This is a genomic window from Dyella sp. 05T440, assembly GCF_056395965.1.
Map to the genome: position 1 here is coordinate 328,790 of NZ_JBFTKN010000001.1, position 24,745 is coordinate 353,534.

General features: G+C 64.9%; 21 protein-coding genes. 9 read left to right on the forward strand and 12 right to left on the reverse strand.

Annotated elements, in window-relative coordinates; genetic code table 11:
* Nucleotides 1-62: 62 nt before the first annotated feature.
* From AC1DE1_RS01345 to AC1DE1_RS01365, 5 genes are all read right to left on the reverse strand, one after another.
* Nucleotides 63-728, reverse strand: coding sequence for a response regulator (locus AC1DE1_RS01345; protein WP_441605232.1), 666 nt, complete (start codon nt 726-728; stop codon nt 63-65).
* Between the two features lie 154 nt (nt 729-882).
* Nucleotides 883-1,806 carry a Grx4 family monothiol glutaredoxin gene (gene grxD / locus AC1DE1_RS01350; RefSeq protein ID WP_441605233.1) on the reverse strand — a complete coding sequence of 308 codons (924 nt, stop codon included), beginning with the start codon at nt 1,804-1,806 and terminating at the stop codon, nt 883-885.
* Between the two features lie 156 nt (nt 1,807-1,962).
* Complete coding sequence (locus tag AC1DE1_RS01355; protein ID WP_441605234.1) at nt 1,963-2,820, reverse strand: UDP-2,3-diacylglucosamine diphosphatase; 858 nt, start codon at nt 2,818-2,820, stop codon at nt 1,963-1,965.
* Nucleotides 2,821-3,064: 244 nt separating this feature from the next.
* Complete coding sequence (locus tag AC1DE1_RS01360) at nt 3,065-3,661, reverse strand: SGNH/GDSL hydrolase family protein (RefSeq protein WP_441605235.1); 597 nt, start codon at nt 3,659-3,661, stop codon at nt 3,065-3,067.
* A 6-nt stretch (nt 3,662-3,667) separates the two neighbouring features.
* Nucleotides 3,668-4,912: an aminotransferase class I/II-fold pyridoxal phosphate-dependent enzyme gene (locus AC1DE1_RS01365; protein WP_441605236.1), complete on the reverse strand. Its 1,245-nt coding sequence runs from the start codon at nt 4,910-4,912 to the stop codon at nt 3,668-3,670.
* Nucleotides 4,913-5,062: 150 nt separating this feature from the next.
* Between AC1DE1_RS01365 and rsgA the strand changes: the two genes are divergently transcribed.
* The 5 genes from rsgA to aceE all read left to right on the forward strand — a co-directional run bounded on the left by rsgA (nt 5,063) and on the right by aceE (nt 14,541).
* Complete coding sequence (rsgA, locus tag AC1DE1_RS01370) at nt 5,063-6,118, forward strand: ribosome small subunit-dependent GTPase A (RefSeq protein WP_441605237.1); 1,056 nt, start codon at nt 5,063-5,065, stop codon at nt 6,116-6,118.
* 68 nt (nt 6,119-6,186) lie between these two features.
* Nucleotides 6,187-6,669 carry a hypothetical protein gene (locus AC1DE1_RS01375; protein WP_441605238.1) on the forward strand — a complete coding sequence of 161 codons (483 nt, stop codon included), beginning with the start codon at nt 6,187-6,189 and terminating at the stop codon, nt 6,667-6,669.
* Complete coding sequence (locus AC1DE1_RS01380; RefSeq protein WP_441605239.1) at nt 6,666-7,940, forward strand: flavohemoglobin expression-modulating QEGLA motif protein; 1,275 nt, start codon at nt 6,666-6,668, stop codon at nt 7,938-7,940. Before AC1DE1_RS01375 ends, AC1DE1_RS01380 begins: the two co-directional genes overlap by 4 nt.
* Nucleotides 7,941-8,179: 239 nt before the next feature.
* The gene (locus AC1DE1_RS01385; RefSeq protein WP_441605240.1) at nt 8,180-10,471 is read left to right on the forward strand and encodes an NADP-dependent malic enzyme; all 2,292 of its coding nucleotides are present in this window, start codon (nt 8,180-8,182) and stop codon (nt 10,469-10,471) included.
* Nucleotides 10,472-11,847: 1,376 nt separating this feature from the next.
* Nucleotides 11,848-14,541: a pyruvate dehydrogenase (acetyl-transferring), homodimeric type gene (gene aceE / locus AC1DE1_RS01390; protein ID WP_441605553.1), complete on the forward strand. Its 2,694-nt coding sequence runs from the start codon at nt 11,848-11,850 to the stop codon at nt 14,539-14,541.
* A gap of 205 nt (nt 14,542-14,746) precedes the next feature.
* On the opposite strand, the gene AC1DE1_RS01395 is transcribed toward aceE, so the two are convergent.
* The 3 genes from AC1DE1_RS01395 to AC1DE1_RS01405 all read right to left on the reverse strand — a co-directional run bounded on the left by AC1DE1_RS01395 (nt 14,747) and on the right by AC1DE1_RS01405 (nt 17,725).
* Entirely contained in the window at nt 14,747-15,067 is a 321-nt protein-coding gene (locus AC1DE1_RS01395) for a hypothetical protein (protein ID WP_441605552.1), read from the reverse strand.
* 75 nt (nt 15,068-15,142) lie between these two features.
* Nucleotides 15,143-16,348, reverse strand: a complete 1,206-nt coding sequence (gene ubiM / locus AC1DE1_RS01400; protein WP_441611466.1) for a 5-demethoxyubiquinol-8 5-hydroxylase UbiM — start codon at nt 16,346-16,348, stop codon at nt 15,143-15,145.
* A gap of 102 nt (nt 16,349-16,450) precedes the next feature.
* A complete protein-coding gene (locus AC1DE1_RS01405) occupies nt 16,451-17,725 on the reverse strand; it encodes an MFS transporter (protein ID WP_441605550.1) in 1,275 nt (424 codons plus the stop codon).
* Nucleotides 17,726-17,864: 139 nt separating this feature from the next.
* Here AC1DE1_RS01405 and AC1DE1_RS01410 point away from each other — a divergent pair, with 139 nt between their 5' ends.
* Nucleotides 17,865-18,164: a DUF3247 family protein gene (locus AC1DE1_RS01410; RefSeq protein ID WP_441605549.1), complete on the forward strand. Its 300-nt coding sequence runs from the start codon at nt 17,865-17,867 to the stop codon at nt 18,162-18,164.
* Nucleotides 18,165-18,185: 21 nt separating this feature from the next.
* Here the strand turns inward: AC1DE1_RS01410 and AC1DE1_RS01415 are convergent, their stop codons facing one another.
* Nucleotides 18,186-19,409: an acyltransferase family protein gene (locus AC1DE1_RS01415; RefSeq protein ID WP_441605548.1), complete on the reverse strand. Its 1,224-nt coding sequence runs from the start codon at nt 19,407-19,409 to the stop codon at nt 18,186-18,188.
* A gap of 154 nt (nt 19,410-19,563) precedes the next feature.
* Here AC1DE1_RS01415 and AC1DE1_RS01420 point away from each other — a divergent pair, with 154 nt between their 5' ends.
* From AC1DE1_RS01420 to AC1DE1_RS01430, 3 genes are all read left to right on the forward strand, one after another.
* The gene (locus AC1DE1_RS01420; protein ID WP_441605547.1) at nt 19,564-20,457 is read left to right on the forward strand and encodes a LytTR family DNA-binding domain-containing protein; all 894 of its coding nucleotides are present in this window, start codon (nt 19,564-19,566) and stop codon (nt 20,455-20,457) included.
* Nucleotides 20,458-20,577: 120 nt separating this feature from the next.
* A complete protein-coding gene (locus AC1DE1_RS01425) occupies nt 20,578-21,309 on the forward strand; it encodes a hypothetical protein (protein WP_441605546.1) in 732 nt (243 codons plus the stop codon).
* A gap of 58 nt (nt 21,310-21,367) precedes the next feature.
* Complete coding sequence (locus AC1DE1_RS01430) at nt 21,368-21,814, forward strand: DUF6491 family protein (RefSeq protein ID WP_441605545.1); 447 nt, start codon at nt 21,368-21,370, stop codon at nt 21,812-21,814.
* 314 nt (nt 21,815-22,128) lie between these two features.
* Here AC1DE1_RS01430 and rluF read toward each other — a convergent pair whose 3' ends face one another.
* From rluF to AC1DE1_RS01445, 3 genes are all read right to left on the reverse strand, one after another.
* Nucleotides 22,129-22,848, reverse strand: a complete 720-nt coding sequence (gene rluF / locus AC1DE1_RS01435) for a 23S rRNA pseudouridine(2604) synthase RluF (protein WP_441605544.1) — start codon at nt 22,846-22,848, stop codon at nt 22,129-22,131.
* A 113-nt stretch (nt 22,849-22,961) separates the two neighbouring features.
* Complete coding sequence (locus tag AC1DE1_RS01440) at nt 22,962-23,735, reverse strand: ABC transporter permease (protein WP_441605543.1); 774 nt, start codon at nt 23,733-23,735, stop codon at nt 22,962-22,964.
* The gene (locus AC1DE1_RS01445) at nt 23,732-24,685 is read right to left on the reverse strand and encodes an ABC transporter ATP-binding protein (protein WP_441605542.1); all 954 of its coding nucleotides are present in this window, start codon (nt 24,683-24,685) and stop codon (nt 23,732-23,734) included. The genes AC1DE1_RS01440 and AC1DE1_RS01445 overlap by 4 nt, the downstream gene beginning before the upstream one ends.
* Nucleotides 24,686-24,745 lie beyond the last annotated feature (60 nt).

Below are 24,745 nucleotides of genomic sequence, written 5' to 3' on the forward strand. Positions count from 1 at the left end.
ACCCCGCACACCTGCCCGGCATCATGCCACCCGCAGCGGCTGGATCAGAACTTTGGCGCGGCTCAGGCGTCTTCGAGCCGGTAGCCCAGGCCGCGAATACCGCGCACCGTGGCGGCGCTGCCCAGCTTGCTGCGCAGACGCGACACATGAACCTCGATGGCGTTGCCGGAGATGTCTTCGCTCCAGCCGGTGATGGCCTGGGTCAGCCGCTCCTTGCTCACCACGCGGCCGCTGTGATGGGCCAGGCATTCCAGGATCGACCACTCGCGGCGGGTGAGTTCGAGCGCTTCACCCTTTTCGTTGAGCGCCCGGCGACCGGCCAGGTCGATGCGCAGGCCGCCGATCACGATCTCGTTGGCGGCAGCGGCGGTGGCGCGGCGGATCAGGGCGCGGCAACGGGCGGCCAGTTCGGGCAGGGCAAACGGCTTGACCAGGTAGTCGTCCGCGCCCAGGTCCAGCGCATTGATGCGGTCGTCCAGGCCATCGCGGGCGGTGACGATCAACAACGGCAGCGAGCTGCCGCCGCGACGCAGGCGGCGCACCAGCGACAGGCCGTCTTCGCCCGGCAGGCCCAGGTCCACGATGGCCAGGTCGTAATGGGTATCGGCCAGGCGGGACGTCACCGATTCGGCGTCGCCCACTGCGTCGACTACATAACCGGATCCGATCAGGCCACGGGAAATGGCGTCGGATACGAGGGAATCATCTTCGACGAGCAGAATGCGCATAGGGCACGAAAGTGAGATGGTCGCAATATGCTAACAGGCACGCCTTTCAGTTCGCCGTCGTTGAAGGCTTCGACTGGCTGAGGGCCGAACAAACAAAAAAGCGCCTGCCGGGGGCAGGCGCTTTTGGTGAACCGCGAGGTCCGGGGCTAACTGCTCAGTAGCGCGGCACCGTGGGATCGATCTGCTGCGCCCACGCATCCATGCCGCCTTCGACGTTATAGACCTTGCTGAAGCCGTGCGCGGCAAAGCGCTCGGCCACGCCGCGGCTGGACACGCCGTGGTGGCAGATGAAGGCGATCGGGGCGTCCTTGGGCAGGTTGGCCAGGGCGTCGTAGCCTTCCTCTTCCAGGATGCGGGCCTGCGGCAGCGGTGCGGCGGCTGCGCGACCGTGGGCCGGACGCACGTCCACCAGGGTGATGTCGCCGGCGGCCAGGCGCTCCTTGAGCTGCTGCACGGTGAGCGTGCCGATCTCCTGCGCGCCCGGGAACTTCAGGCTCAGGCCTTCGCCCTGCACGGTGGACACCCAGTCGATCACGATGCCCTTGGCGCGCTGGGCGCTGCCCGGGTCAAAGTGCACTTCGATGCCGTTGGAGGACACCACGATGTCATGCTCGCCGCCCGGCGCCAGCTGGAAGCCGGCGCTATGGTCCGGACCGATCTCCAGATGCAGGGCCAGGCCCTGGGCATTGGCCGTGCCCTGACGGATGGCTTCCGCGGCCTTGTCGGTAATTGTGATCTCAGGCGGCGTGCGATCCGGGGCGGTCGCGCCGAAGAGCTGGTGCAGCTCGCCGCTGGCGTACATCTGGCGAATGATGTCGGCGCCGCCGACCAGTTCGCCGCCCACATACAGCTGGGGAATCGTCGGCCAGTCGCCGTAAGCCTTGATGCCTTCGCGGATTTCCGGGTCTTCCAGCACGTTCACCGTGTGGTAGTCCGGCAACAGCTCGTTGAGCGTGTTGGTGGCTGCCGAGGAGAAACCGCACATCGGCTGCTGGCGGGTGCCCTTCATGAACAGCACCACGCGGTGGTTCTGCAGCAGGGATTCAATACGTTCGCGGGTGGCGCTGTCGAGGGACATGGGGGCGGTGGCTCCGGCAAAGAAGGCGAATTGTAGCGCCTGTGGATATGCCGGCGGATTTTGGGGATGCAAGGGGGCTCGATCCAAAGCTGGCGACAACCCTCAAGGGCACCGTCATTCCGGCTTTCGCTGGTATGACGGGTTGGAGAGGCTGTCTCAAGCCGCCGGCCGCAACTCCGTCAAATCCAGCTTTGCCCGCGTCAGCGGCGCCAGCGCCAGGGCGGCAGCGGGCGAGGGCAGCACCAGCTCGCGGCTGGCCCGACCCAGCGGCGCGTACTGCTCGCTCCAATGGATCAACTCCATCGCGCCGGTGTGATCTTCCACCAGCACCGTGCAGTGCTCCACCCAGTCGCCGTCGTTCAGATAAAGGACGCCGTCCATCTCGCGCACGTGGCCGAAATGGATGTGGCCGCAGATATGGCCGTCGAAGCCGCGTTCGCGGGCATCGTTGGCCACGCGCTCCTCATAGGCGCGGATATAGGCCAGCGCCTTGCCGATGTGCGATTTCACGATGATCGACAGCGGCAGATAGGGCAGTTCCAGGCGGCGGCGCATCGCGTGGACCCGGCGATTGGTCCAGCAGATGAAGCGATGCATCACTTCCCCCAGGTGCACCATCCATGTGCGCCCGACTTGCTCCGGATCGAATTCGTCGCCGTGGCTGACGTGGTAGCGGCGGCCATCGGCGCCTTCGTGCACCGCGTCCAGCTCGATTTTCACGCCGCCAAACTGTTGGCCGGCCAGGCCGCGCATCGGGGCGTCATGATTGCCGGGGATATAGACGACCTCGACACCGCGCCGGGCGAGATCAAGCACCTCGGCAATCACCGCGCCGTGGTCGACATGCCACCAGGTGCGGCGTGCCAGCGCTTCCATGTCGATGATGTCGCCGACCAGATACAGCTTTTCGCAACGCAGTTTGCGCAGGAAATCGAGCAGATAACTGGCCTTGCAGTCTGGCGTGCCCAAGTGCACGTCGGAGATGAAGGCGCTGCGGCAGTGGAAGGTCGCCATGGCTGTCTCTCCCGGTGGTTACCGGGATCTCAGAGTGCCGCGGTTACGTCACCGCACGATGGCGGTGAGGTTGCAGTGTGGTTTCCGTCAGCACGAATGCACAGCCCCCTTGTAGGAGCGCACTTGTGCGCGACCGGTGACGCCATGTCACGGGGTTGTCGCGCCAATGCTGTTCGCTACGCCGGAGACCGAGGCCGGATTTGGCGTCGCGGTCGCGCACAAGTGCGCTCCTACAAGGGGATCGTTAGCCGGCAAGCATGGCCACGGCCACCGGCACGGCCGCCTCGGTCCACAACGCATACTGCGCAGCGGAAGGATGCAGCCCGTCGTCAGCAAGCAAGGCGGGATGCTGGCGCGAGATGCCGGTGATATCCACGAAATGCGCACCGCGGCGCTCGCTTTCCTCGCGGGCGATCGCGTTATAGGCATCCAGTTCGCTGGCAATGCGCAGCACGTCGCGGCCGCTGCCATGCGCGAACGGCGTGACGCCCCAGTCGGGGATCGACAACACCAGCACGCGCCCGCTGCGCCTGCCGGCAAGATCTACCGCCCGCTCGAGCAGTCGGCGGAATTCGTCGCGATACTCGTCCGCACTGCGTCCGCGGTACTGGTTGTTCACGCCTATCAGCAGACTCACCAGCTCATATGGCGGCGTAAAACTCGTTGCATCCATCGCGACCGACAGCTCGTCCGTAGTCCAGCCCGTGGTGGCAACGATGGTGGGATCGTCCAGCGCCACGCCTTCGCGACGCAGACGCACGGCCAGCTGTACCGGCCAGCGGCCCGCTTCGGGCACGCCTTCGCCGACCGAATAGGAATCACCCAGGGCGAGATAACGCATGCGTTGTCAGGCGATCGCGGCCGTGCGGGGCTTCTGCGTGGCGGCCATACCCGCCAGCACGCGCTCCATGCGCACGAACACCTCGCGCAACTGCTCCGGTTGCGGCAACAGCGTCAGGCGCAGGTGGCGGCTGTGCGGCACGTTGAAGCTGCTGCCCGGCACCACCAGCACAGATTCTTCTTCCAGCAGGCGCAGCGCGAACGCGTTGTCGTCGAAGTCGGCCAGGCGATCGGCGCGAACGCGGGGGAAGGCGTACAACGCACCGGCCGGCGACACCAGGTCGAGGAATTCGCTGGCGGCGACGCCCTCCAGTACGGCGCGACGCGCTTCGTGCAGGCGTCCGCCCGGCGCGGTGAGCGCGTTGATGGTCGGCGCAGTTTCCAGCGCGGGACGCACGGCCCACTGCGCGGTCACGTTGGCGCACAGGCGCAGCGCCGCGAGCAGTTGCAGGGCGTCGCGATAGTCCGCCGTGCGGGCGGGATCGCCCGACAGGCTCATCCAACCCACTCGGTAACCGCAGGCGCGGTGCACTTTGCTGAGTCCGCCGAAGCTGACACAGGGCACGTCGCCGGCCACTTCGGCCAGCGGCTGGAAGACGGTGCCGTCGTACAGGATCTCGTCGTAGATCTCGTCGCAGAGCAGCAGCAGGCGATGCCTGGCGGCAATGTCGACCATGCGCTCCAGCAGCTCGCGCGGATACACGGCGCCGGTGGGATTGTTCGGGTTGATCAGCACCAGGGCGCGGGTGCGCGGGGTAATCAGCGCTTCGACTTCCGCCGGATCGGGCAGGTGGCCGTTCTCCGCCAGGCAGCGGTAATAGCGCGGCTTGCCGTCGTTGAGGATGGTGGCGGCGCTCCACAGCGGGTAATCCGGGCTGGGCAGCAGCACTTCGTCGCCCGGCGCCAGCAGGGCGCGCAGGCTCAGGTCGATCAGTTCGCTCACGCCGTTGCCGACGAAGATGCGCTCCACTTCGACGCCACGCGCGCCACGATGGCGCTGCTGGGCGGCGATGGCCTCGCGGGCTTCTTCCAGGCCTTGCTCGTGTCCGTAGGCTTCGCTGTCGTGCAGATGCCGGGCGATCGCTTCGCGCAGATGGGCCGGCGTTTCGAAGCCGTAGCGGCCGGGATTGCCGATATTGAGCTTGATGATCGGCAGGCCAGCCGCCTCCAGCTCACGGGATCGCCGGGTGAGCGCGCCACGGATTTCATAGCGCACGTCCGCCAGGTGCGCACTGGGTTTGATCGAGGCCAACGCAAGCGTCCTTCGTCTTGGTGTTGTTGCGGCGCAAGAATCTGACCGCCATTGCATGCTAACAGCGTCCCGGCGCGGTTGGGGAGCCAAAAATCGCTTAGTTTCGGGCATTTTTCGGGCAGGCCCTGGAGCAGGGCATAATGGCCACCCATGACGCACCCCGAAACCATCGAGCGACTGCGCCGGATCGGCTGGCGTGGGGACACCCTGCCCGCCGAAGGCCGGCAGTTGGCACGCGTAGTGGCGCAGCACCGCGCCGGCTACGAATTGCACGACGGCGAGCACCTGTTTGGTGCCCAGCCGGCCGGCCATTTCCTCAAGCGCAGCCTGGATCCGTCCGATCGGCCCGCGGTGGGCGACTTCGTGGAAATCGAAGCCGGCAAGCCGCCGCACATCGTGGAAGTGCAGCCACGCCGTACCGTGCTTTCCCGCGCCGCCGCCGGCGAGCGTTACGAACGCCAGCTCATCGCCACCAACATCGACTACGTGCTGGTGCTGACCGGGCTGGATGGCGACTTCAATCCGGCGCGCATCGAGCGCTATCTGTCGCTTACCGAAGGCTCGGGCGCACAGCCGGTCGTGCTGCTGAGCAAGCTCGACACGCGCGAGGATGCCGCCGCGGTGCTGGCCGCCTTGCGCGAACGCCTGCCCCAGGGCACACCCGTGCATGCCATCAACGGCAAGGATCCGGCCAGCATCGCGTTGCTGCTGCCGTATCTGCAGCTCGGCGACAGCGCGGTGCTGGTAGGTTCGTCCGGCGCCGGCAAGTCCACCCTCACCAATACGCTGCTCGGCAGCGAGCGCATGGCCACCAGCGCAGTGCGCGGCCATGACAGCCGCGGCCGGCACACGACCACCTATCGAGCGCTGTTGCAGCTGCCGAGCGGCGGCTGCCTGATCGACACGCCCGGCATGCGCGAGCTCAAGCTCACCGGCGAAGAAAATCTGGACCTGTTCGCCGATATCGAGCAACTCGCCGAGCAGTGCCGCTTCGCCGACTGCGGCCACGGCAGCGAGCCCGGCTGCGCGGTGCAGGCAGCGCTCGACAGCGGCGACCTGTCGGCCGAGCGCTGGCGCAACTATTTGAAATTGCGCGACGAACGCGAAGAGCAGGCGACCACCCTGGAAGCCAAGCTGCGCCGCCAGCGTGGTGGGCGTCCGGCCACGCGGCCGCATACGAACCGCCATACGCGCGACCGCGAATAGTCGAGCGGGGCGCTGTCCTCACCCAGCGGGTGGACTACTATCGGACCGTCTTGGTTGGGGAAGCGGGCATGCAGCGGCTGTCGTCGCGTTCGACGTTCTTCTTTAAGCGGGTGTTTCCCGCGTTCTGGTTTGGTTTCCTGGCGCTGTGGACGGTGGTATGGGCTGGCAGCGCCTTGGTCACGCACGACATGAAGATGCTGGCGGTATTGCCCGGCCCGCTGATCATGGCCTTGTTCGGCTACGCACTGTTCAAGTGGCTGCTGTTTGGCCTGGTCGATGAAGTGTGGCTCGAAGGCGACCAGTTGCTGGTCAGGAACAGGGGCGAGCAATCGCGTGTTCCACTGGCCAACGTCACCAACGTCAATGCCACCGTGATGGTCAGCCCACCGCGCATCACCTTGTCACTGCGCCAGGAGTCGCCCGTCCTTGGCAAGGACATCAGCTTCATGCCGATCGGGCGTACGAGTTTGCTCGCGGCATTCAAGCCCAGCCCGATCGCCGCCGAGCTGATCCAGCGCATCGACAGCGTGCGTCAACGGAGGCCGGCATGAATAGCCATGGCGCCGCGCTTCCGCCGGACCTGCAACGTTACGCCGACCTCGACCAGCGCCTGCTGGCGGCAGTGAGGGGCATCCGCATCCTGTCCACGGTGGCGTGGCCCGCCTCGCTGGAAGACCGCATGATCGGGGCCTACGCCAGGGGCCAGTACAGCCTGCCCGAGGTGCAATACACCGTGCCCGACCTCTCCGCCGAGCGCGCCGAACTGGCCGCGATCGAGCGCGAAGCGGGCTATGACGATCCCTTGGGCGAGTACCTGTCCCGCACGGCGGAGTCGTGGCGCATCGCCGCCGAAATGCTCGAGGCGGTTGGCACCGACCAGGTCACCGCGCCCTCCATCGTCTTGTATGGCCGCCCCGGCGACCTGATTTCCGGCAGCGATCGCAGCAACCTGGATGCGGCGCGTTATTTCGTGGAGCTCGCCGACGAGCTCGGTTCGGATCTGATTGCCGACGACGTGCTGGTGGCCATCTCTGCCGAGGATCTGCGCGCGGACCTGAGCAAGACGCTGGACGAATTCTTCGGCGCACCGCTGATTTCCGTGGAAGTGGACCCGGAACTGACTGCCAAAGCGGCGGCTGGCGCCACCCGCATCCGTCTTCGCGGCGGCACGCGCTTTACCGACTACGACCGCCATCAATTGCTGGCGCATGAAGCGCTGGTGCATTCGCTCACCGCGCTCAATGGCCGTGCGCAGCCGCTGCTGGCGTCGTTCGGGCGCACCTCGCCGCGCGTCACGGCGACGCAGGAAGGGCTGGCCGTGTTTGCCGAGCTGATGTCCGGCGCCATCGATATCTCGCGCCTCAAACGCATCAGCCTGCGCATCCTGGCCATCGACATGGCCTTGAGCGGTGCGGATTTCGTCGAGGTCTACCGCTTCTTCTGCGAGTGCGGACAGTACCCGGCGGACAGTTTCCACTCCGCCCAGCGCGTGTTCCGCGGCGTGCCGCTCACCGGCGGCGCGGCGTTCGCCAAGGACAACGTCTATCTGTCCGGCCTGCTCACCGTGCACACGTTCTTTCGCTGGGCACTGAAGCAACGTCGCATGGATATGCTGCGGCATCTTTTTGCGGGCAAGCTGGCCTTGCACGATGTCATCAGCCTGCAACCGTATTTCGAATCGGGCGTGATTGCCGCGCCGCGCTGGCTGCCGCCCTGGATGCAGCATGCGCACGGACTCGCGGGCAAGCTGGCATTCTCGTTGTTCGTCAATCGCATACACATGGGCAAGGTGCAGGCGGAGGCGCTTTCGCTGAGTCTGTAACTGACCTCCTGTGGGAGCGCACCCTGTGCGCGACATGCCACGCGTGGATGTATCGCTCCGTTGGCTTGTCGCGCACAGGGTGCGCTCCCACAACAGGCAGGTTGTCGTCTGCATACCAGTTGTGTGAACCATAACGTCACCATGCTGCAGCGCATCGTCGGGGAAGGGTGGCCGGCGGTGATACCATTCGAAGATGCCGCCTCGCGGCACCCGACTCCCCATCACTCGATTCCTATCCCATGGCCCTTACCGAAGAACTGCGCCTCGCCGCTCTCGAGTACCACCGCCTCCCGCGCCCCGGCAAGATCAAGGTGAGCGCGACCAAGCCGATGGTCACGCAGCGCGATCTCGCGCTCGCTTACTCGCCCGGCGTGGCTTATGCCTGCGAGGCCATCGTCGAGGATCCCAACGCCGCCAGCGAAATGACCGCGCGCGGCAACCTCGTCGCCGTGATCACCAACGGCACCGCCGTGCTGGGCCTGGGCGACATCGGTCCGCTCGCCGGCAAGCCGGTGATGGAAGGCAAGGGCGTGCTGTTCCAGAAGTTCGCCGGCATCGACGTGTTCGACATCGAGATCAACGAGCGCGACCCGGACAAGCTGGTCGACATCATCGCCTCGCTCGAGCCCACCTTCGGTGGCATCAATCTGGAAGACATCAAGGCGCCGGAGTGCTTCATCGTCGAGCGCAAGTTGCGCGAGCGCATGAAGATCCCGGTGTTCCACGACGACCAGCACGGCACCGCGATCATCGTGGGCGCGGCCATCGTCAACGCACTGGAAGTAGTCGGCAAGAAAATCCAGGACGTGAAGCTCGCCACCACCGGTGTGGGCGCCGCGGGCATCGCCTGCCTGGACATGCTGGTGGCGCTGGGCCTCAAGCCCGAGAACATCCTCGCGTTCGATCGCGAAGGCGTGCTGTATACCGGCCGCGACCACATGGACCCGGACAAACAGCGCTATGCGCGCGATACCGAGAAGCGCACGCTGGCGGACATCGTCGTTGGCGCGGACGTGTTCCTCGGTCTCTCGGCCGGTGGCATCCTGCGTCCGGAAATGGTCGCCACGATGAATGCGCGGCCGATCATCCTAGCGCTGGCCAATCCCAATCCGGAGATTTCGCCAGAAGACGCCAAGATGGTGCGCCCGGATTGCATCATCGCGACCGGCCGTTCGGACTATCCGAACCAGGTCAACAACGCGCTGTGCTTCCCATACATCTTCCGCGGTGCGCTCGACGTGGGCGCCACCGTCATCAACGAATCGATGAAGACCGCCTGCGTGCGCGCCATTGCCGAGCTGGCCCGCATGGAAGCCGGCGACCTGGCCAGCGCTTACGGCGGCGACGTGCCGACGTTCGGCCCCGACTATCTGATTCCGCGTCCGTTCGATCCGCGCCTGCTGGTGATGCTGGCGCCGGCCGTGGCGCAGGCCGCGATGGATTCCGGTGTGGCCACGCGTCCGATCGTGGACATGGAGGCGTACAAGGAAAAGCTCGGCCAGTTCATCTATCGCACCGGCCTGCTGATGAAGCCCGTGTATGAGCGCGCGCGCGCTGATCTCAAGCGCGTGGTCTACGCCGAGGGCGAGGAAGAGACCGTATTGCGCGCGGTGCAGACGGTGATCGACGAGCGCCTGGCGTTCCCGATCCTGATCGGCCGCCCGAGCGTGATCGAGACACGCATCGAGCGCCTGGGCCTGCGCATGCGCCAGGGTGTGGATTTCGAACTCACCAATATCGACGACGATCCGCGCTTCAACGAGTACTGGCAGCAGTACCACGCACTCACCGAGCGCCGCGGCGTGTCGCCGGCAGCGGCGAAGAACCTGCTGCGCTCGCGTCCCACGCTGATCGCTTCGATCATGGTCGAGCGCGGCGAAGCCGACGCGATGATCTGCGGCCTGGTCGGGCGCTTCCACAAGAAGCTCGGCTATATGCGCAGCGTGTTCGGCCTCGATCCGGGCGTGTCGTGCACCTCGGCGATGACGGGCGTGATCAACGACCAGGGTGCCTGGTTCTTCCTCGACACCCACGTGCAGTGCGATCCCACCGCCGAGCAGATTGCCGAAGCGACGCTGCAGGCCAGCTATCGCCTGAAGTTGTTCGGCATCGAGCCGAAGATCGCGCTGCTGTCGCATTCGAATTTCGGCAGCCACGAGAACGCCAGCGCGGCCAAGATGCGCAAGGTGCGCGAGATCCTGGTGCAGCGTGGGCACAAGCTCGATATGGACGGCGAGATGCAGGCCGACACCGCGTGGGATGAGGCACTGCGTTTGCGCATGTTCCCCAATACCACGCTGAGCGGTCGCGCCAATCTGTTCGTGATGCCGAATCTGGACGCTGCGAACATCACGTACAACATGGTGCGCGTGATGACGGACGGCGTGGCGATTGGCCCGATCCTGATGGGCATCAATAAGCCCGCGCATATCCTCACGCCGGCGGCGACGCCGCGTCGTGTGGTGAATATGACGGCGATTGCGGCGGTGGATGCGCAGATTCGTCAGGCGCAGGGTGAGCGGCGCAGCTGAGGTTTCGCCTTTGCTTTTGAGCGTTTGAGAACGGGGCCTTGAGGGCCCCGTTTTTTGTTGTTTGGGTTGCGTTTGTGCGGGTTGCGATGACGTGCCGGCGACTCTCTCCCTCTCCCCTCCGGGGAGAGGGTTGGGGTGAGGGGCGGGTGCTCGCGGGAACGTTTCTGTTCGTCATTCCGGCGCAGGCCGGGATCCAGTAGCGGTGCGCTTCGATTGTTGCGATAGGGCGATCTGGCTCGCCTGCCGCGGGCTTCCGTGCCGCTGCCGCGGCCCGGTTACTTTTCTTTGCTTGCCCAAAGAAAAGTAACCAAAAGAAAGGGCCCCCCGGATGACGCGCCTTCCGGGCCTGCGGCCCTCCAGGTACGCGGGCGGGTTGCGGGGACCCCGAGAGCGGAAAGCCAAGAGCGGAGAGCCAAGAGCGGAGAGCGGCGAGCCAGATCAAGAGCCACGCAACGTCCGACGCTGTTGGGCGGCTCTTTTTGTAGGAGCGCACTTGTGCGCGACCAGCCTACGGAGCGGTACATCCCAGCTCTGCGGTCGCGCACAAGTGCGCTCCTACAAGGGTTAYGCAGGTTCGTGGGTTGMGGATCAAYCTTGCCGRTCGGCTCTTCTGTGGGAGCGCACCCTGTGCGCGACAAACCTACGGAGCGGTACACCGCAGCGCGGCTGTCGCGCACAGGGTGCGCTCCCACAGACAAGCCAAGCGCGAGGCGAGACACGAGTGCGCGATGCACGGCCAAGGCCGAAGCGCAGCGAGGCTCCGCTTTAAGTCCTCAGGGATTCGGGCGCGTTGCGCAGCGCTTGGAAGTACCCACTATGTACCCTCGGAGGTTGTCCCACAACGACGCGCCTCAAGCGCTCGGGCTTATCCCAACACAATGCTGCGGGCGTCATCAGGCCATTCTCTTTGGGTTACTTTTCTCTTGGGCCAGCAAGAGAAAAGTGACTCGGTCGGCGGCAGCCGATCGAAACGCCCGCCGCGTAGGCGGCAAGCTGGCCTCGAGGCAACAACCGAAGACTGACGAAACTGAATGACCAGCCATTCGGCTGTTGAAGCGCGCCCCCGGTCTGCGTCGGCATAGCAAACAAAACGCCACCTACGCTGCAACGACGAGCACCCCTGCCCCCTCTCGTGCAGCGCAGGGATGACAAGCGAAGGCGGGCCCGTGCCGGAATGACCAACAAAAGCAAAACCCTGCCACCCCCTCCCGACCAAAGTCGAACCCCTCCCCCACCCCCATTCGCCCCCGTATTGTCTCGATCCAATTGGCGAAAAACCCCGTCGGAGCTAAACTCGGAAGGTTCCCCGTCTCCCCCCGCGGAGACGTCCACTTACAGCCGCGCCATCCCCCCGGCGCCGCGGAGAGAAGCTCCCCATGGATCAGCTCGACGACATCCTCCAGCAAGACCTCGACCCCACCGAAACCCAGGAATGGGTCGAATCGCTCAACGCGGTCATCAATCACGATGGCACCGAGCGTGCGCATTACCTGCTGGAGAAGATGGTCGATTCGACGCGCCGGGCTGGCGGCTACCTGCCGTTCAACCCGACCACCGAGTACGTCAACACCATCTCGCCGGCCAACGAAGCCAAGATGCCGGGCGACGCCGCGATGGAATGGCGCATCCGCACGCTGATCCGCTGGAATGCGATGGCGATGGTGGTGCGCGCCAACCGCAAGCCGGGCGAGCTGGGCGGCCACATTGCCAGCTTCGCCTCGTCGGCCACGCTGTATGACGTGGGCTTCAACCATTTCTGGCGCGCTCCGAGCGCCGATCATCCGGGCGACCTGGTGTTCCACCAGGGCCATTCGAGCCCGGGCGTGTATGCGCGCTCCTTCCTGGAAGGCCGCATCGCCGAGGACCAGCTCGACCTGTTCCGCATGGAAGTGGCCGGTCATGGCCGTGGCCTGTCGTCCTACCCGCATCCCTGGCTGATGCCGGACTACTGGCAGGTGCCGACGGTGTCGATGGGCCTGGGCCCGATCCAGGCGATCTACCAGGCGCAGTTCTGGAAGTACCTGGAACACCGCGGCCTGATGCCCAAGACCGATCGCAAGATCTGGTGCTTCCTGGGCGACGGCGAAACCGATGAGCCCGAGTCGCTCGGCGCCATCTCGCTGGCCGGCCGCGAAGGCCTGGACAACCTGGTGTTCGTGATCAACTGCAACCTGCAGCGCCTGGACGGTCCGGTGCGCGGCAACGGCAAGATCATCCAGGAACTGGAAGGCGTGTTCCGCGGCGCCGGCTGGAATGCCATCAAGGTGGTGTGGGGCAGCTACTGGGATCCGCTCCTCGCGCGCGACACCAAGGGCGTGCTGCGCAAGCTGATGATGGAAACCGTCGACGGCGAGTACCAGGCCTGCAAGGCCTTCGGTGGCGCCTATACGCGCGAGCACTTCTTCAACAAGTATCCCGAAACGCGCGAGATGGTCGCCAACTTGTCGGACGACGACATCTGGCGCCTGAACCGCGGCGGCCACGATCCGCACAAGGTGTACGCGGCGTACGACCAGGCCGTGAAGACCAAGGGCATGCCGACCGTGATCCTCGCCAAGACGGTGAAGGGTTACGGCATGGGCGCCGCCGGCGAATCGCAGAACCCGACGCACCAGCAGAAGAAGCTGGACGCCGACGCCGTGCGCCACTTCCGCGACCGCTTCAACATCCCGGTGCCGGACGATCAGCTGGCCGACGTGCCGTACTACCACCCGGGCAAGGACTCGCCGGAAGTGCAGTACATGCTGGAGCGTCGCCGCGCGCTGGGCGGTTCGCTGCCGCAGCGTCGCCGTACCTCCGATGTGAAGCTCAAGGCGCCGGAACTGTCGGCCTTCGAGCAGATCACCAAGGGCACCGGCGAGCGCGAAATCTCCACCACCATGGCGCTGGTGCGCGGCATGAACCTGATGCTGCGCGACAAGCAGATCGGCGAGCGCATCGTGCCGATCGTGGCCGACGAAGCGCGCACGTTCGGCATGGAAGGCATGTTCCGCCAGATCGGCATCTACGCGCCGTTCGGCCAGAAGTACCGTCCGCAGGATGCCGACCAGCTGCTGTATTACCGCGAAGACCAGAAGGGCCAGGTGCTGCAGGAAGGCATCTCCGAGGCCGGCGGCATGGCTGCCTGGATGGCTGCGGCGACCAGCTACAGCATCAGCAACCAGCCGATGCTGCCGTTCTTCGTGTACTACTCGATGTTCGGCTTCCAGCGCATCGGCGACCTGGCCTGGGCGGCGGGCGACATGCGTGCGCGCGGCTTCCTGATCGGCGGCACCGCCGGCCGCACCACCATCAACGGTGAAGGCCTGCAGCACGAAGACGGTCACTCGCACCTGCTCGCTGGTGCGATCCCGAGCGTGAAGTCGTACGACCCGACGTTCTCCTACGAGGTCGCGGTGATCCTGCAGGACGGCACGCGCCGCATGCTGCAGGAACAGCAGGACGTGTACTACTACCTGACCGTGATGAACGAGAACTACCAGCACCCGGACATGCCGGCCGGTGCCGAGGAAGGCATCATCAAGGGCATGTACCTGTTCAAGGACGCCGGCAAGCCGAAGAAGGGCGAGACGCGCGTGCAGTTGCTGGGTTCGGGCACCATCCTGCGCGAAGTGATCGCTGCCGCCGAGTTGCTGGAGAAGGATTTCGGCGTGACCTCGGACATCTGGTCCTGCCCGAGCTTCAGCGAACTGCGTCGCGACGGTTTCGACGCCGAGCGCTGGAACCGCCTGCATCCGGAAGCGGAACAGCGCGTGCCGTACGTGACCGGCCTGCTGCAGGGCCGTCAGGGCCCGGCCGTCGCCGCCACCGACTACGTGCGCGAGTACTCCGACCAGATCCGTGCCTTCATGCCGGACGGCATGCGTTACACCGTGCTGGGCACCGACGGTTACGGCCGCTCGGATACGCGCGCGCACCTGCGTGGCTTCTTCGAAGTCGACCGCTACTGGATCGCCCACGCCGCCCTGGCTGCGCTGGCGAAGGACGGCAAGGTCAATGCGAAGGACGTCGCTCGCGCCATCAAGACCTATAAGCTGGATCCGGACAAGCCGAATCCTGAGTCGGTCTGAAGTTGCTGAGTTGAGCAAAAAACGCCGCGGAATTCCGCGGCGTTTTTTTTCATCTCCTCCCTGTGGGAGCGCACCCTGTGCGCGACGGCGCAACATGCAGAGCGTCGCGCACAGGGTGCGCTCCCACAGGGGGTAATGAATCGATCAAATGGCCATCCAAAAGAAACCCGCCTTGCGGCGGGTTCCTGTTATGCGATGAGCAACCTCAATCGTCGTCCCCGCGAAACAGATGTCGCAACAGGAAGAACGCGCCTACCGTGCCCGCAATGATGGCGGTGGTGGCCACCGGATGGCGGTTCACGTGGCGACGCAGGCGGCGATACTGGTAGTTGGCTTCGTCGGCGAAATCTTCCGCGGCATGACCAATGCGGCGTGCGTACGTCGTGCGGTTGCGACCGAAGCGACGGGTGGCATCGCGGCCGCGTTCCACCAGCTCATCCGCGCGGTCGGCGGCCTCGCCAGCGTAGTGGCGTACGCGGTCACGGACGCCGTTGACGGTATTTTCGAGGTCGTGGTGACGGCTCATGGCGTCCTCCTGCAATAAGTTGGTTCACGTTGCCAGCGGTGGTGTGAGCGATGCGTAAATAATCAGGTGGTTTGTTCAGCTGCGATGTCGGCGCACCTCAGCGGCGACCGGATGCCCCGCGGTCAGTGCATGCGCGATGGCGCGCCGCACGGGCGGCAAGGCCTGGCTGGCCCGCAGCAGCGCGGTGCGGGTGAGCCGCGCGGCAGGTCCCTCGTTGGTGTAGATCGCCACGATGGCGGTGGTCGCTGCGTAGAGCGGCCAGGTGGCGCGGCGATGCCTGCCTTGATAGCGGCGCAGCAGATCGGCGGAGGCGATATCGCCACCGTTGGCAGCAGCCTGGGCGACCAGACCGCCCAACGCCTCCACGCTGCGCAAGCCGAGATTGAATCCGTGTGCGGTCACCGGATGCATGCCCACGGCGGCGTCGCCGATCAGGGCGAGGCGTTGCGCCATGAAGCGGCGCGCATAAACACCGACCAGGGGATAAGCATGTCGCGTGGAGGTGAGCCGCATTTCGCCGAAGCGCCCATCGAAGCGGCGACGCATGTCGGCCTGGAAGGCCCTGTCATCCATGGCCATCACACGCTGGATATCGTGCGGGGGCAAGGTCAGCACGATCGAAGCCTCTGCGTTGTTCAACGGCAGGGCAGCCAGCGTCTGGTGGTGGCCAAACCATTCCAGCGCTTCATCGCCATGTGGCTTCTCCAGTGCCATCCGGCAAACCAGCATGGTCTTGCCGAAGTCATGCATGTCGGCGGCGATGCCCACGTCGCGTCGTACGCGCGAGTAGCGGCTATCGGCGGCGACGATGAGTTTCGCGGTCACCTCGCCACCGTTCGACAAGCGCAGGCGTGCGGCGTCATCACCGAGCGTCACCGCTTCGACCGAGGTATCGCACGCGAACGTGATGGTCGGTTCGTGCTCGATGCTGGCGTAGGCGGCGCGGCGAATACGGTGATTGGGGACGAGATAGCCCAGAGCATCCTCAGCTTCGGAGTTCGGCGAGACGCGCAGGCCGTGCCGGGACTGTCCATTGAGCACGCGTGCGCTGCGCAGCGGTGAGACGTCCGCGGGTCCCAGCCGCTGCCAGATGCCGAGCTCATGCAGGATGCGCACGGAGCGTTGCGTCAAGGCGATCTCGCGCCCGTCGAACGGCGGGTCGCGCAGCGACGCCAGCGACTGCTGCTCGACCAGCAGGACGCTCAGGCCCCGGTGTGCCAGCGTTCGGGCAAAGCACAGCCCCGCAGGGCCTGCGCCAACAATCGCGATATCGACGTGCATGGGATGTGGGGCCGGACTGGAGACAGCGCCATGCTAAGGAGCCGCTGCAGGCCGCACTTGATGTAGATCAAAGCACGGTGCGCCGGATGGCGCTGGGCATGCCTAGATGGTCGTCTCCGCGCTTGTCGGCTCCACCACCGGCAGCGGTTCGGCGCGCAGGCTCTGGCGACGACGCAGGCTGGGAAACATCGCCATCCACAGGCCGACCACCACCAGCGTGCCGATCCCGCCAATCACCGTGGCGTTGATCGCACCCAGCCACGCGGCGAGCATGCCCGACTCGAATTCGCCGAGCTGGTTGGACGTATTGATGAAGATGGCATTGACCGCACTCACGCGGCCGCGCATGTCGTCAGGCGTGTCCAGCTGCACCAGCGCGCCGCGGATCACCATGCTCACCATGTCGAACGCGCCGAGCGCGAACAGGGCGATCAGCGAAAGCCACAGCACTTTGGACAAGGCGAACACCAGGGTCGCCACGCCAAAGCCGGCTACCGAGGCAAACATAATCGGCCCGACGCGCCGCTCCATGCTGTGGCGTGCCAGCCACAGCGACATCAGCAGCGCGCCCACTGCCGGCGCGGCGCGCAGCAGGCCCAATCCCCAGGGGCCCGTATGCAAGATATCCTTGGCGAAAATCGGCAGCAGCGCGGTGGCGCCGCCGAGCAGCACGGCGAACAGGTCAAGCGAAATCACGCCGAGCACGTCCGGCCGGCGGCGGATGAAATGCACACCCGCAAACAAACTCTTCAGCGTGGCTGGTTCACGCCTGGGCTGCGCCTGCTCGTAACGCATGCGCGCCATCAGCACGACCGCGATCAGATACAACACCGCGCAAACGCTGTACACGACGCCGGCGCCCGCCACATAGAGCAGGCCGCCAACGGCAGGACCCATGATCATCGCCGCCTGTCCCGCCGATGCGCTGGCTGCCATCGCGCGTGGCAGGATGGACGACGGCACCAGCGCCGGCAGCATCGATTGCAGTGCCGGGAATTCGAAGGCCTTGGCGACGCCGATCACGAACACCAGCGCGAGTATCGTCGTCTCCTGCGCCAGGTACATCAGGCTGATCACCGCGAGCACGGCAATCGCAAGCATGTCCACGATCTGCCCGAACATCACGATGCGACGACGCTCGAATTGATCGGCCACATGCCCCGCGGGCAAGGCCAGCATCACCGACGGAAAGAACTGCACCAGGCCGATGAGACCCAGGTCGAGCGCGCGGCCGGTGATGGCGTAGATCTGCCAACCCACCGCTACCGACAACATCTGAAAACCGAAGCCCGAACAGATGCGGGCAAACCAGAACTGCACGAATGCAGGGTGCGAGCGCAGCGATTCCGCAGAAGCTTGCGCGGGAGCAGGGGGCATGAGGGGATCCTTGCGGGGGCGAGACCATTATCGGCAGCTGAAGCGCCGAGGCAAAGCACTGCAGCTTCACACGAGTGTGACCGGCTGTTGGCGACGCCGGCCCTAGCGTCGCGATGTCACCGAGTCGTTGAGGTGAAGCATGGGCCAGTTAGCCAAACGCGTATACACCGATCCCGCCAGGATCCGCCGCCTGGAAGACCTGGTCGACCAATTGCCGACCCAGGGCCACGTGGTCTTGCAGATGAGGGACGGCACCAGCTACGACGGCGTCGTGTGCGAACGCCCGAATGTGCAGGTGTTTCGCGATGCGCAGGAAAATGAGGGCATCAATGGTGTGGTGCGCCTCGAGCGGCCCGATGCGCCGGCGTGGACGTGTTACCTGTGGCTGGGCGATATCCATCGTGTGGAGCATCTTGATTCGATGGGCAGCGAGAGCTGAGCTCCCGCTGCCGCACCAGGTTCAGGCGCTTTGCGTCTGCGCCGCCAGATTCGCTTGCGATCGTGCGGTGCGCGGCCTGGCGTCTAGACCAAACAACGGACGCAGCCACGGCGTGCGACGGATCACCCACTCGTGCAGCGCTGCGGAGCCACCCACAGTGCCAAGCAGCAACAGGGTAGGCTCCAACACCGGACCGAGCTTCAGTGGGATCAGCCAGTAAGCCACTGCCAGCAGCACGCTCTGATGCAGGATGTACCAGGGAAACACCGCTTCGCGCGCATAGGGCAGCCAGCGGAAAGGGCGGTTGAGGTATTGATGGCCCCAGCCAAGCACTGCGGCGATGGCACTCCACATGTAGATGAATCGCAGTACGCGGACTACGTGATGCCCCGCGGCCAATACGGTGGACGACCACCCGCTGATGTCCACGATGGCATCGAGCCGATCCAGTAACACGAAGGCGGCGAAGCAGAACGCGGCCAAGCCTAGCGAACGACGCCGCAGGCGCGCCAGTTCTTCCCACATCGCCGGATGCCTGCCGATGGCATACCCGTAGAAGAACATCGTGGCGTAGCTGGCATGGGCGTACCAGTCGCCGATCACGGCGTGGTTCTGCGGGAAGCGGGCAGCCAGCAACAGGTTCAAAGCGAGCATGGGCAGTGCGGGAAGTACCAGCAGCGGCCAGCCGCGGAGCCGGTGCAGGGTCGCAATCATGCGCTGCCCGGGCGCCGATTCCAGCGCCGGCATCAGCGCGATCAGCACCAGCGTGAAATTCCACACATACGGCAGATACCACAGGTGGTTCCAGGTGACCCCGTACTGCCAGCCGTCGAACGCCCCCGCCGGCCATGGGCCACCGGTCCAGTAGTGCAACAGGAAGTGCCCGAACCCCGGCGCCACCAGTCCTCTGTCGACGCCCTGCACGTACGGCTGGATCGGCACGACCACTGCCATGCCGAACAGCAAGGGCAGCATCAGCCGCACGGTCCGTTTCCACGCAAGCGCCGGCAGGCTCAGGCGACCGCGCAGGAAATGCATCGCCATGCCCGAGATCAGGAACAGCAGATCCATGCGCCAGAAGTTGGAGGCCAGCATCGGGTACTTCAGCCAGTCGGCGATGTAGCTGCTCTTAAGGTGAAACGTCCAGTCGTCGGCAGGGCCCACGTAGAGCATGCCCAGGTGGTAGAGGATCAGCAGGCCGAAGGCCAGGACGCGCAGGGCGTCGATGTCGTGGCGGCGGTTCATGAGCGGCGGACTCCATGGTCGGGATGACGCATGCTCCGTCGCGCCACAGTCGCCGTCTGCCGCTAAGTGACTGATCGACCTGAAACAGGGACGAGCAGGGGGCAGCGAGGGACGAAAAGAGCGGGTTCGGCCGCCGTGCACGTAGAATCCGCACATGAGACCCAAGCCGTCCTTCGACTTCGCCCGTTTCCAGCGCTGGCGCCGACCCTTCGAGATCGGCTTCTGGGTCGTCATGATGACCGTCAACACCGTGTTCAACGGGGTCGTCGCATGGTTCGACGACAGCTATCGCACCCACCGTGCCGAGAGCATCGAGCCGTGGATCTGGGAGGCCACCAGCAGCCTGGTCATGCTGGCGCTGGTGCCGTTCGTGGTGATGGCCAGCCGCCGCTGGACGTTGCGCTTCGACAACTGGCGGCAGAACCTGAAGATCCATCTGGCGCTGAGCGTGGCGTTCTGCCTGGTGCATGTCGGTTTGATGATCGTGCTGCGCATGGTTGCCTACCGGGCGCTGCTGGGCTGGCAGTACCACTTCGGTGACGACTGGCTGCGGCAACTGGGCTACGAATACCTCAAGGACATCCGCACCTATTTCCTGTTCCTGGCCACCATCGGCGGCTATCGGCTGCTGCTCCTGCGCTTGCAGGGCGAGGCCAGCCTCCTGGCCGAACCCGACGAGGGCCCGCCGGTCGAGCCAGTCGACCGCCCCGAACGCTTCCTGGTGCGCAAGCTCGGCAGGGAATTCCTTGTCGCCGCACGCGAGATCGAATGGCTGCAAGCCTCGGGCAACTACGTGAACCTGCATGTGCGCGGCCGCGACTATCCCCTGCGCGCCACCATGGCTGGCATCGAGGAGCGGCTCGATCCCACGCGCTTCGTGCGCGTGCATCGCAGCTATCTGGTGAACCTCGACTACCTCTCTGAAATGGAGCCGCTGGAAACCGGCGACGCGCGCCTGACCATGCGCGACGGCGCCACCTTGCCGTGCAGCCGACGCTTCCGCACCCAACTGCGCGAACGCTTCGGCGACACCCCCGTCAGCGCCTGAGACCTGTCACCTGTGGGAGCGCACCCTGTGCGCGACCCGGTCATGCCCAAAGCCACCCAGCTTGCGCCGCCACTCACCCTCGTTCCACTCTAAGCGCCTAACCGCAACAGGACCTTGCCCATGAACCAGCGCCTCCGCTTCGCCGCCACCACCTTCGGCACCGTGCTCATGCTTGCCGGCTGCTCCCAGTCGGGCGACCAGGCCCAGGCACCGCAACAGGCCCAGGCGCCGGCCGACGAATCCGCGGGCAAGCTCGACACCTATCGCCAGCTGCAGCGCATCGGCAACGACGAGATGGCGGTGACGATGGGCAATGAGATCCTCAAGCGCTATCCCAACACCGAGGCGGCCAAGGAAGTGCAGCAGAGCCTCCCGGCGATCGAACAGCGCTACAAGGAAAACAGCGAGAAGAACCGCCTCGCCGGCCTGTGGCTGTATCAGGTCTCGCCGATGCAGGGCGGCACGCAGTCCACCGCCACCATCTACACCAGCCAGCCTGCGGGCGAGGACCGCGTGCGACTGGTGCTGCGCCGTCATACCGAGTGGGGGCAGAATGCCTTCCTGTTCAATGGCGGCCCGCATGGCTTCGTGTGCAAGGGCGTGTGTTCGATCAAGGCCACCTTCGACGGCAAGCCCGGCAGCATCCCCGCGTTTGCGCCGACCACGGGTGAGCCGGCTTTGTTGTTCAAGGACGACAAGGGCTTCATCGCCCATCTGGAGAAGGCCAAGAAAATCACCATGGACGTGACCTTGCAGGACGGTGAGAAGAAGGTGACGCTGGTTTTTGAAACCGGTGGTTTCGACCCGGCCAAGTGGCAGCCAGTCAGCAAGTCGTCCGGCAAAAAGAAATAAGGTCCACGCGCTTGCGCGTCATGCGTTTGCAAGACCAGCACTGATGGAGATGAAAATCATGGCAGCCAAATCCCTACTTGCCGCCGTCGCGGTGATCGCAGCGCTCAGCGCCTGCACCCGCGTGGGCAAGGATTACACCTCGCGCATGCAAGCCCGCCAGCAGGCCTACGCCGCTGCCGCCGGCGCACCGGTCAGCAGTTTCCACTACTTCAGCCTGTGGTCGTGGGAGCCGTTGAGCGATACGGAATTGGCCGTCTATACGCGTTCGAACGAAGCGTGGCTGATCGATCTGGACGGCCGCTGCCGCAACCTCGAATTCACAAACCACATCGCCCTGACCTCGAGCGCCAGCGAAGTGTCGGCGAAGTTCGACCGCGTCATCACGGGTGGTGCCGATGCGCCGTGCTTCATCAAGCAGATCCGGCCGGTGGATATCAAGAAGCTGGATTCGCCGCAGCAGGGGAAGCCGAGGGAAGTGGAGGAGGCGGCGCGGCCGGCGAAGTGAGGGTGCCGTTCCGCTATTTGTAGGAGCGCACTTGTGCGCGACCAGCCGACGGAGCGGAGCACCCAGGCGCTACGGTCGCGCACAAGTGCGCTCCTACAAGGATTTCGCACGCTGTGGCGCCCATTCAATCTTGCGATCGCTCTTTGTGGGAGCGCACCCTGTGCGCGACAAGCCTACGGAGCGGTACACCCCAGCGTCGCTGTCGCGCACAGGGTGCGCTCCCACAGACGAGCCGGCACGACAAAGGGTGAGCTTCGAAGCCGGCGCGCAGCGAGTTCTTCTTTAAATCCTCGCCGCGCTGCGGTGTAACGAGCTCACCACTGCGTCCGCCCTGGCAACAAGCCTTTGAGCTCCATCTCGGTCAGGTTGCGCCACTGGCCCACCTTCAGGTGCCCAAGCTTCACGTTGATCACGCGCACGCGCCGTAACTGGGTCACGCGATAGCCAAACTCCGCAGCCATCAAACGAATCTGCCGGTTCAATCCCTGCGTGAGAATGATGCCGAAGCCGAACTTGGCGATCTTGCGCACCTTGCATGGCTTGGTCATCTGGCCGTGGATGCGTACGCCGCGCGCCATGCCTTTGAGGAATTCGTCGGTGATGGGCTTGTTTACGGCCACGAGGTATTCCTTCTCGTGGTTGTTCTCCGCGCGCAGGATTTCGTTGACGATATCGCCGTTGCTGGTGAGCAGGATCAGGCCTTCGGAATCCTTGTCGAGTCGGCCGATCGGGAAGATGCGTTCTTTGTGGTCGACGAAATCGACGATGTTGTCTTTCACCGTCTGGTCGGTGGTGCAGGTGACGCCGACCGGTTTGTTCAGGGCGATGTAGACGGCGCGCTTGGCTGCCGGCGTCGCTGCCAGCACGCGTGCCTTGACGATCTCGCCGTCCACGCACACTTCGTCGCCTTCCAGCGCCTTGGCGCCGGTGCTGACGACTTCACCGTTGATGGTGACGCGGCCGGCCAGCAGCAGCTCGTCCGCCTCGCGGCGGGAGCAGATGCCGGCTTCGCTGATGTATTTGTTGACGCGCATGGATGGATCTTTGGTTCCTTTTGTAGGAGCGCACTTGTGCGCGACAACCAGGCGAAGCGGTGCATCGCAACTCTGCGGTCGCGCACAAGTGCGCTCCTACAAGGTTTTCGCTATTACGAACGCAGGCCGATGCCGCGCTTGAGCAGGTGCAGCGCAACAGCCGCGAGGCCAACCACAAACACCAGCATCACCGCGAACGCCACGCCGATCTGCACGTCGCTCACGCCGAGTACGCCGAAGCGGAAGGCGTTCACCATGTAGAGGATCGGGTTGACCATCGAGATGCTGCGCCACGGTTCGCCCAGCAGGTCCACCGAATAGAACACGCCGCCGAGATAGGTGAGCGGGGTGAGCACGAAGGTGGGTACCAGGGCGATGTCGTCGAATTTCTTGGCGAATACCGCATTGACGAAGCCTGCCAGCGAAAACACCGTGGCACCGAGCAGCACCGAGAGGAAGGTAATGACGGGATGTGCCACGTGCAGGTCGGTGAAGAACAGCGCAATCAGCAAGACCAGCGCGCCGACGACCAGGCCGCGGGTGACTGCGCCGGTGACGTAGCCCAGCAGGATCACCCAGTTGGGCATGGGCGACACCAGCATTTCTTCCACGGCGCGGCTGAACTTGGCGCCGAAGAACGAGCTGGAGATATTGCCGTAGCTATTGGTGATGATGCTCATCATGACCAGGCCGGGCACGATGTACTGCATGTACGTGAAGCCGTGCATCTGGCCGATGCGGCTGCCGATCAGCTTGCCGAAGATGACGAAGTACAGCGTCATCGTGATCGCAGGCGGAATCAGCGTCTGCGTCCAGATGCGCATGATGCGCACGATTTCGCGTCGGACGATGGTGTTGAGTGCAACGAGGTTGCCCGTGCCGTTCATGCGGCCTTCTCCGTGGTGTCTTTTCGGCCGTTCTCGACGAGTCGCACGAACAGTTCTTCCAGACGATTGGTCTTGTTGCGCATCGAGGTCACCGTCATGCCGCGCTCGCTCAGGCCCGCGAACAGCGAGTTGAGATCATGCGAGCGGGACATTTCCGCCTCTACCGTGTGGTCGTCGACGCGGCGCAGGGTGATGCCGGGGATGTTGGGCAGGTCGGTCGGCGCGTCGCTCACGTCGAGCACGAAGGTTTCCACATCCAGCGAGGACAGCAGGCGCTTCATCGAGGTGTTCTCGATGATGGTGCCGTGGTCGATGATGGCGATGTTGCGGCAGAGCGTTTCCGCTTCTTCAAGGTAATGCGTGGTGAGGATCACCGTGGTGCCGGCGGCATTGATGCCACTGACGAACTGCCACATCGAACGGCGGATCTCGATATCCACGCCGGCGGTCGGTTCGTCGAGGATGAGCAGCTTGGGCTCGTTCATCATCGCGCGGGCGATCATCAGGCGACGCTTCATGCCGCCGGAGAGCATGCGTGCCTGATGGTGGGCCTTGTCCCACAGGCGCAGTTCCTTGAGGTACTTCTCGGCGCGCTCCATCGCGACCTTGCGCGGGATGCCGTAGAAGCCGGCCTCGTTCACGCAGATGTCGAAGGGCTTCTCGAACTGGTTGAAGTTGATTTCCTGCGGCACCAGGCCAATCAGCTGCATGGCCTTGCCGCGCTGCTTGTTGACCGAGACGCCGAACACCTTGGCGTCGCCGTCGGTGGCGTTCACCAGCGAGGACAGGATGCCGATCAGGGTGGATTTGCCGGCGCCGTTGGGGCCGAGCAGGGCGAAGAAATCGCCGGGCTGAACCGTGAGACTGATGCCTTTGAGGGCTTCGACGCCGTTGTTATAGGTCTTGCGCAGGTTTTCGACTACCAGCGCGGGTGTTGAAGAGGGGGACATGGGCTGCACCGAAGGGGCCAGCCTTCTATTATACGTGGCTTGCTCTCTCGCCCGGCCTCG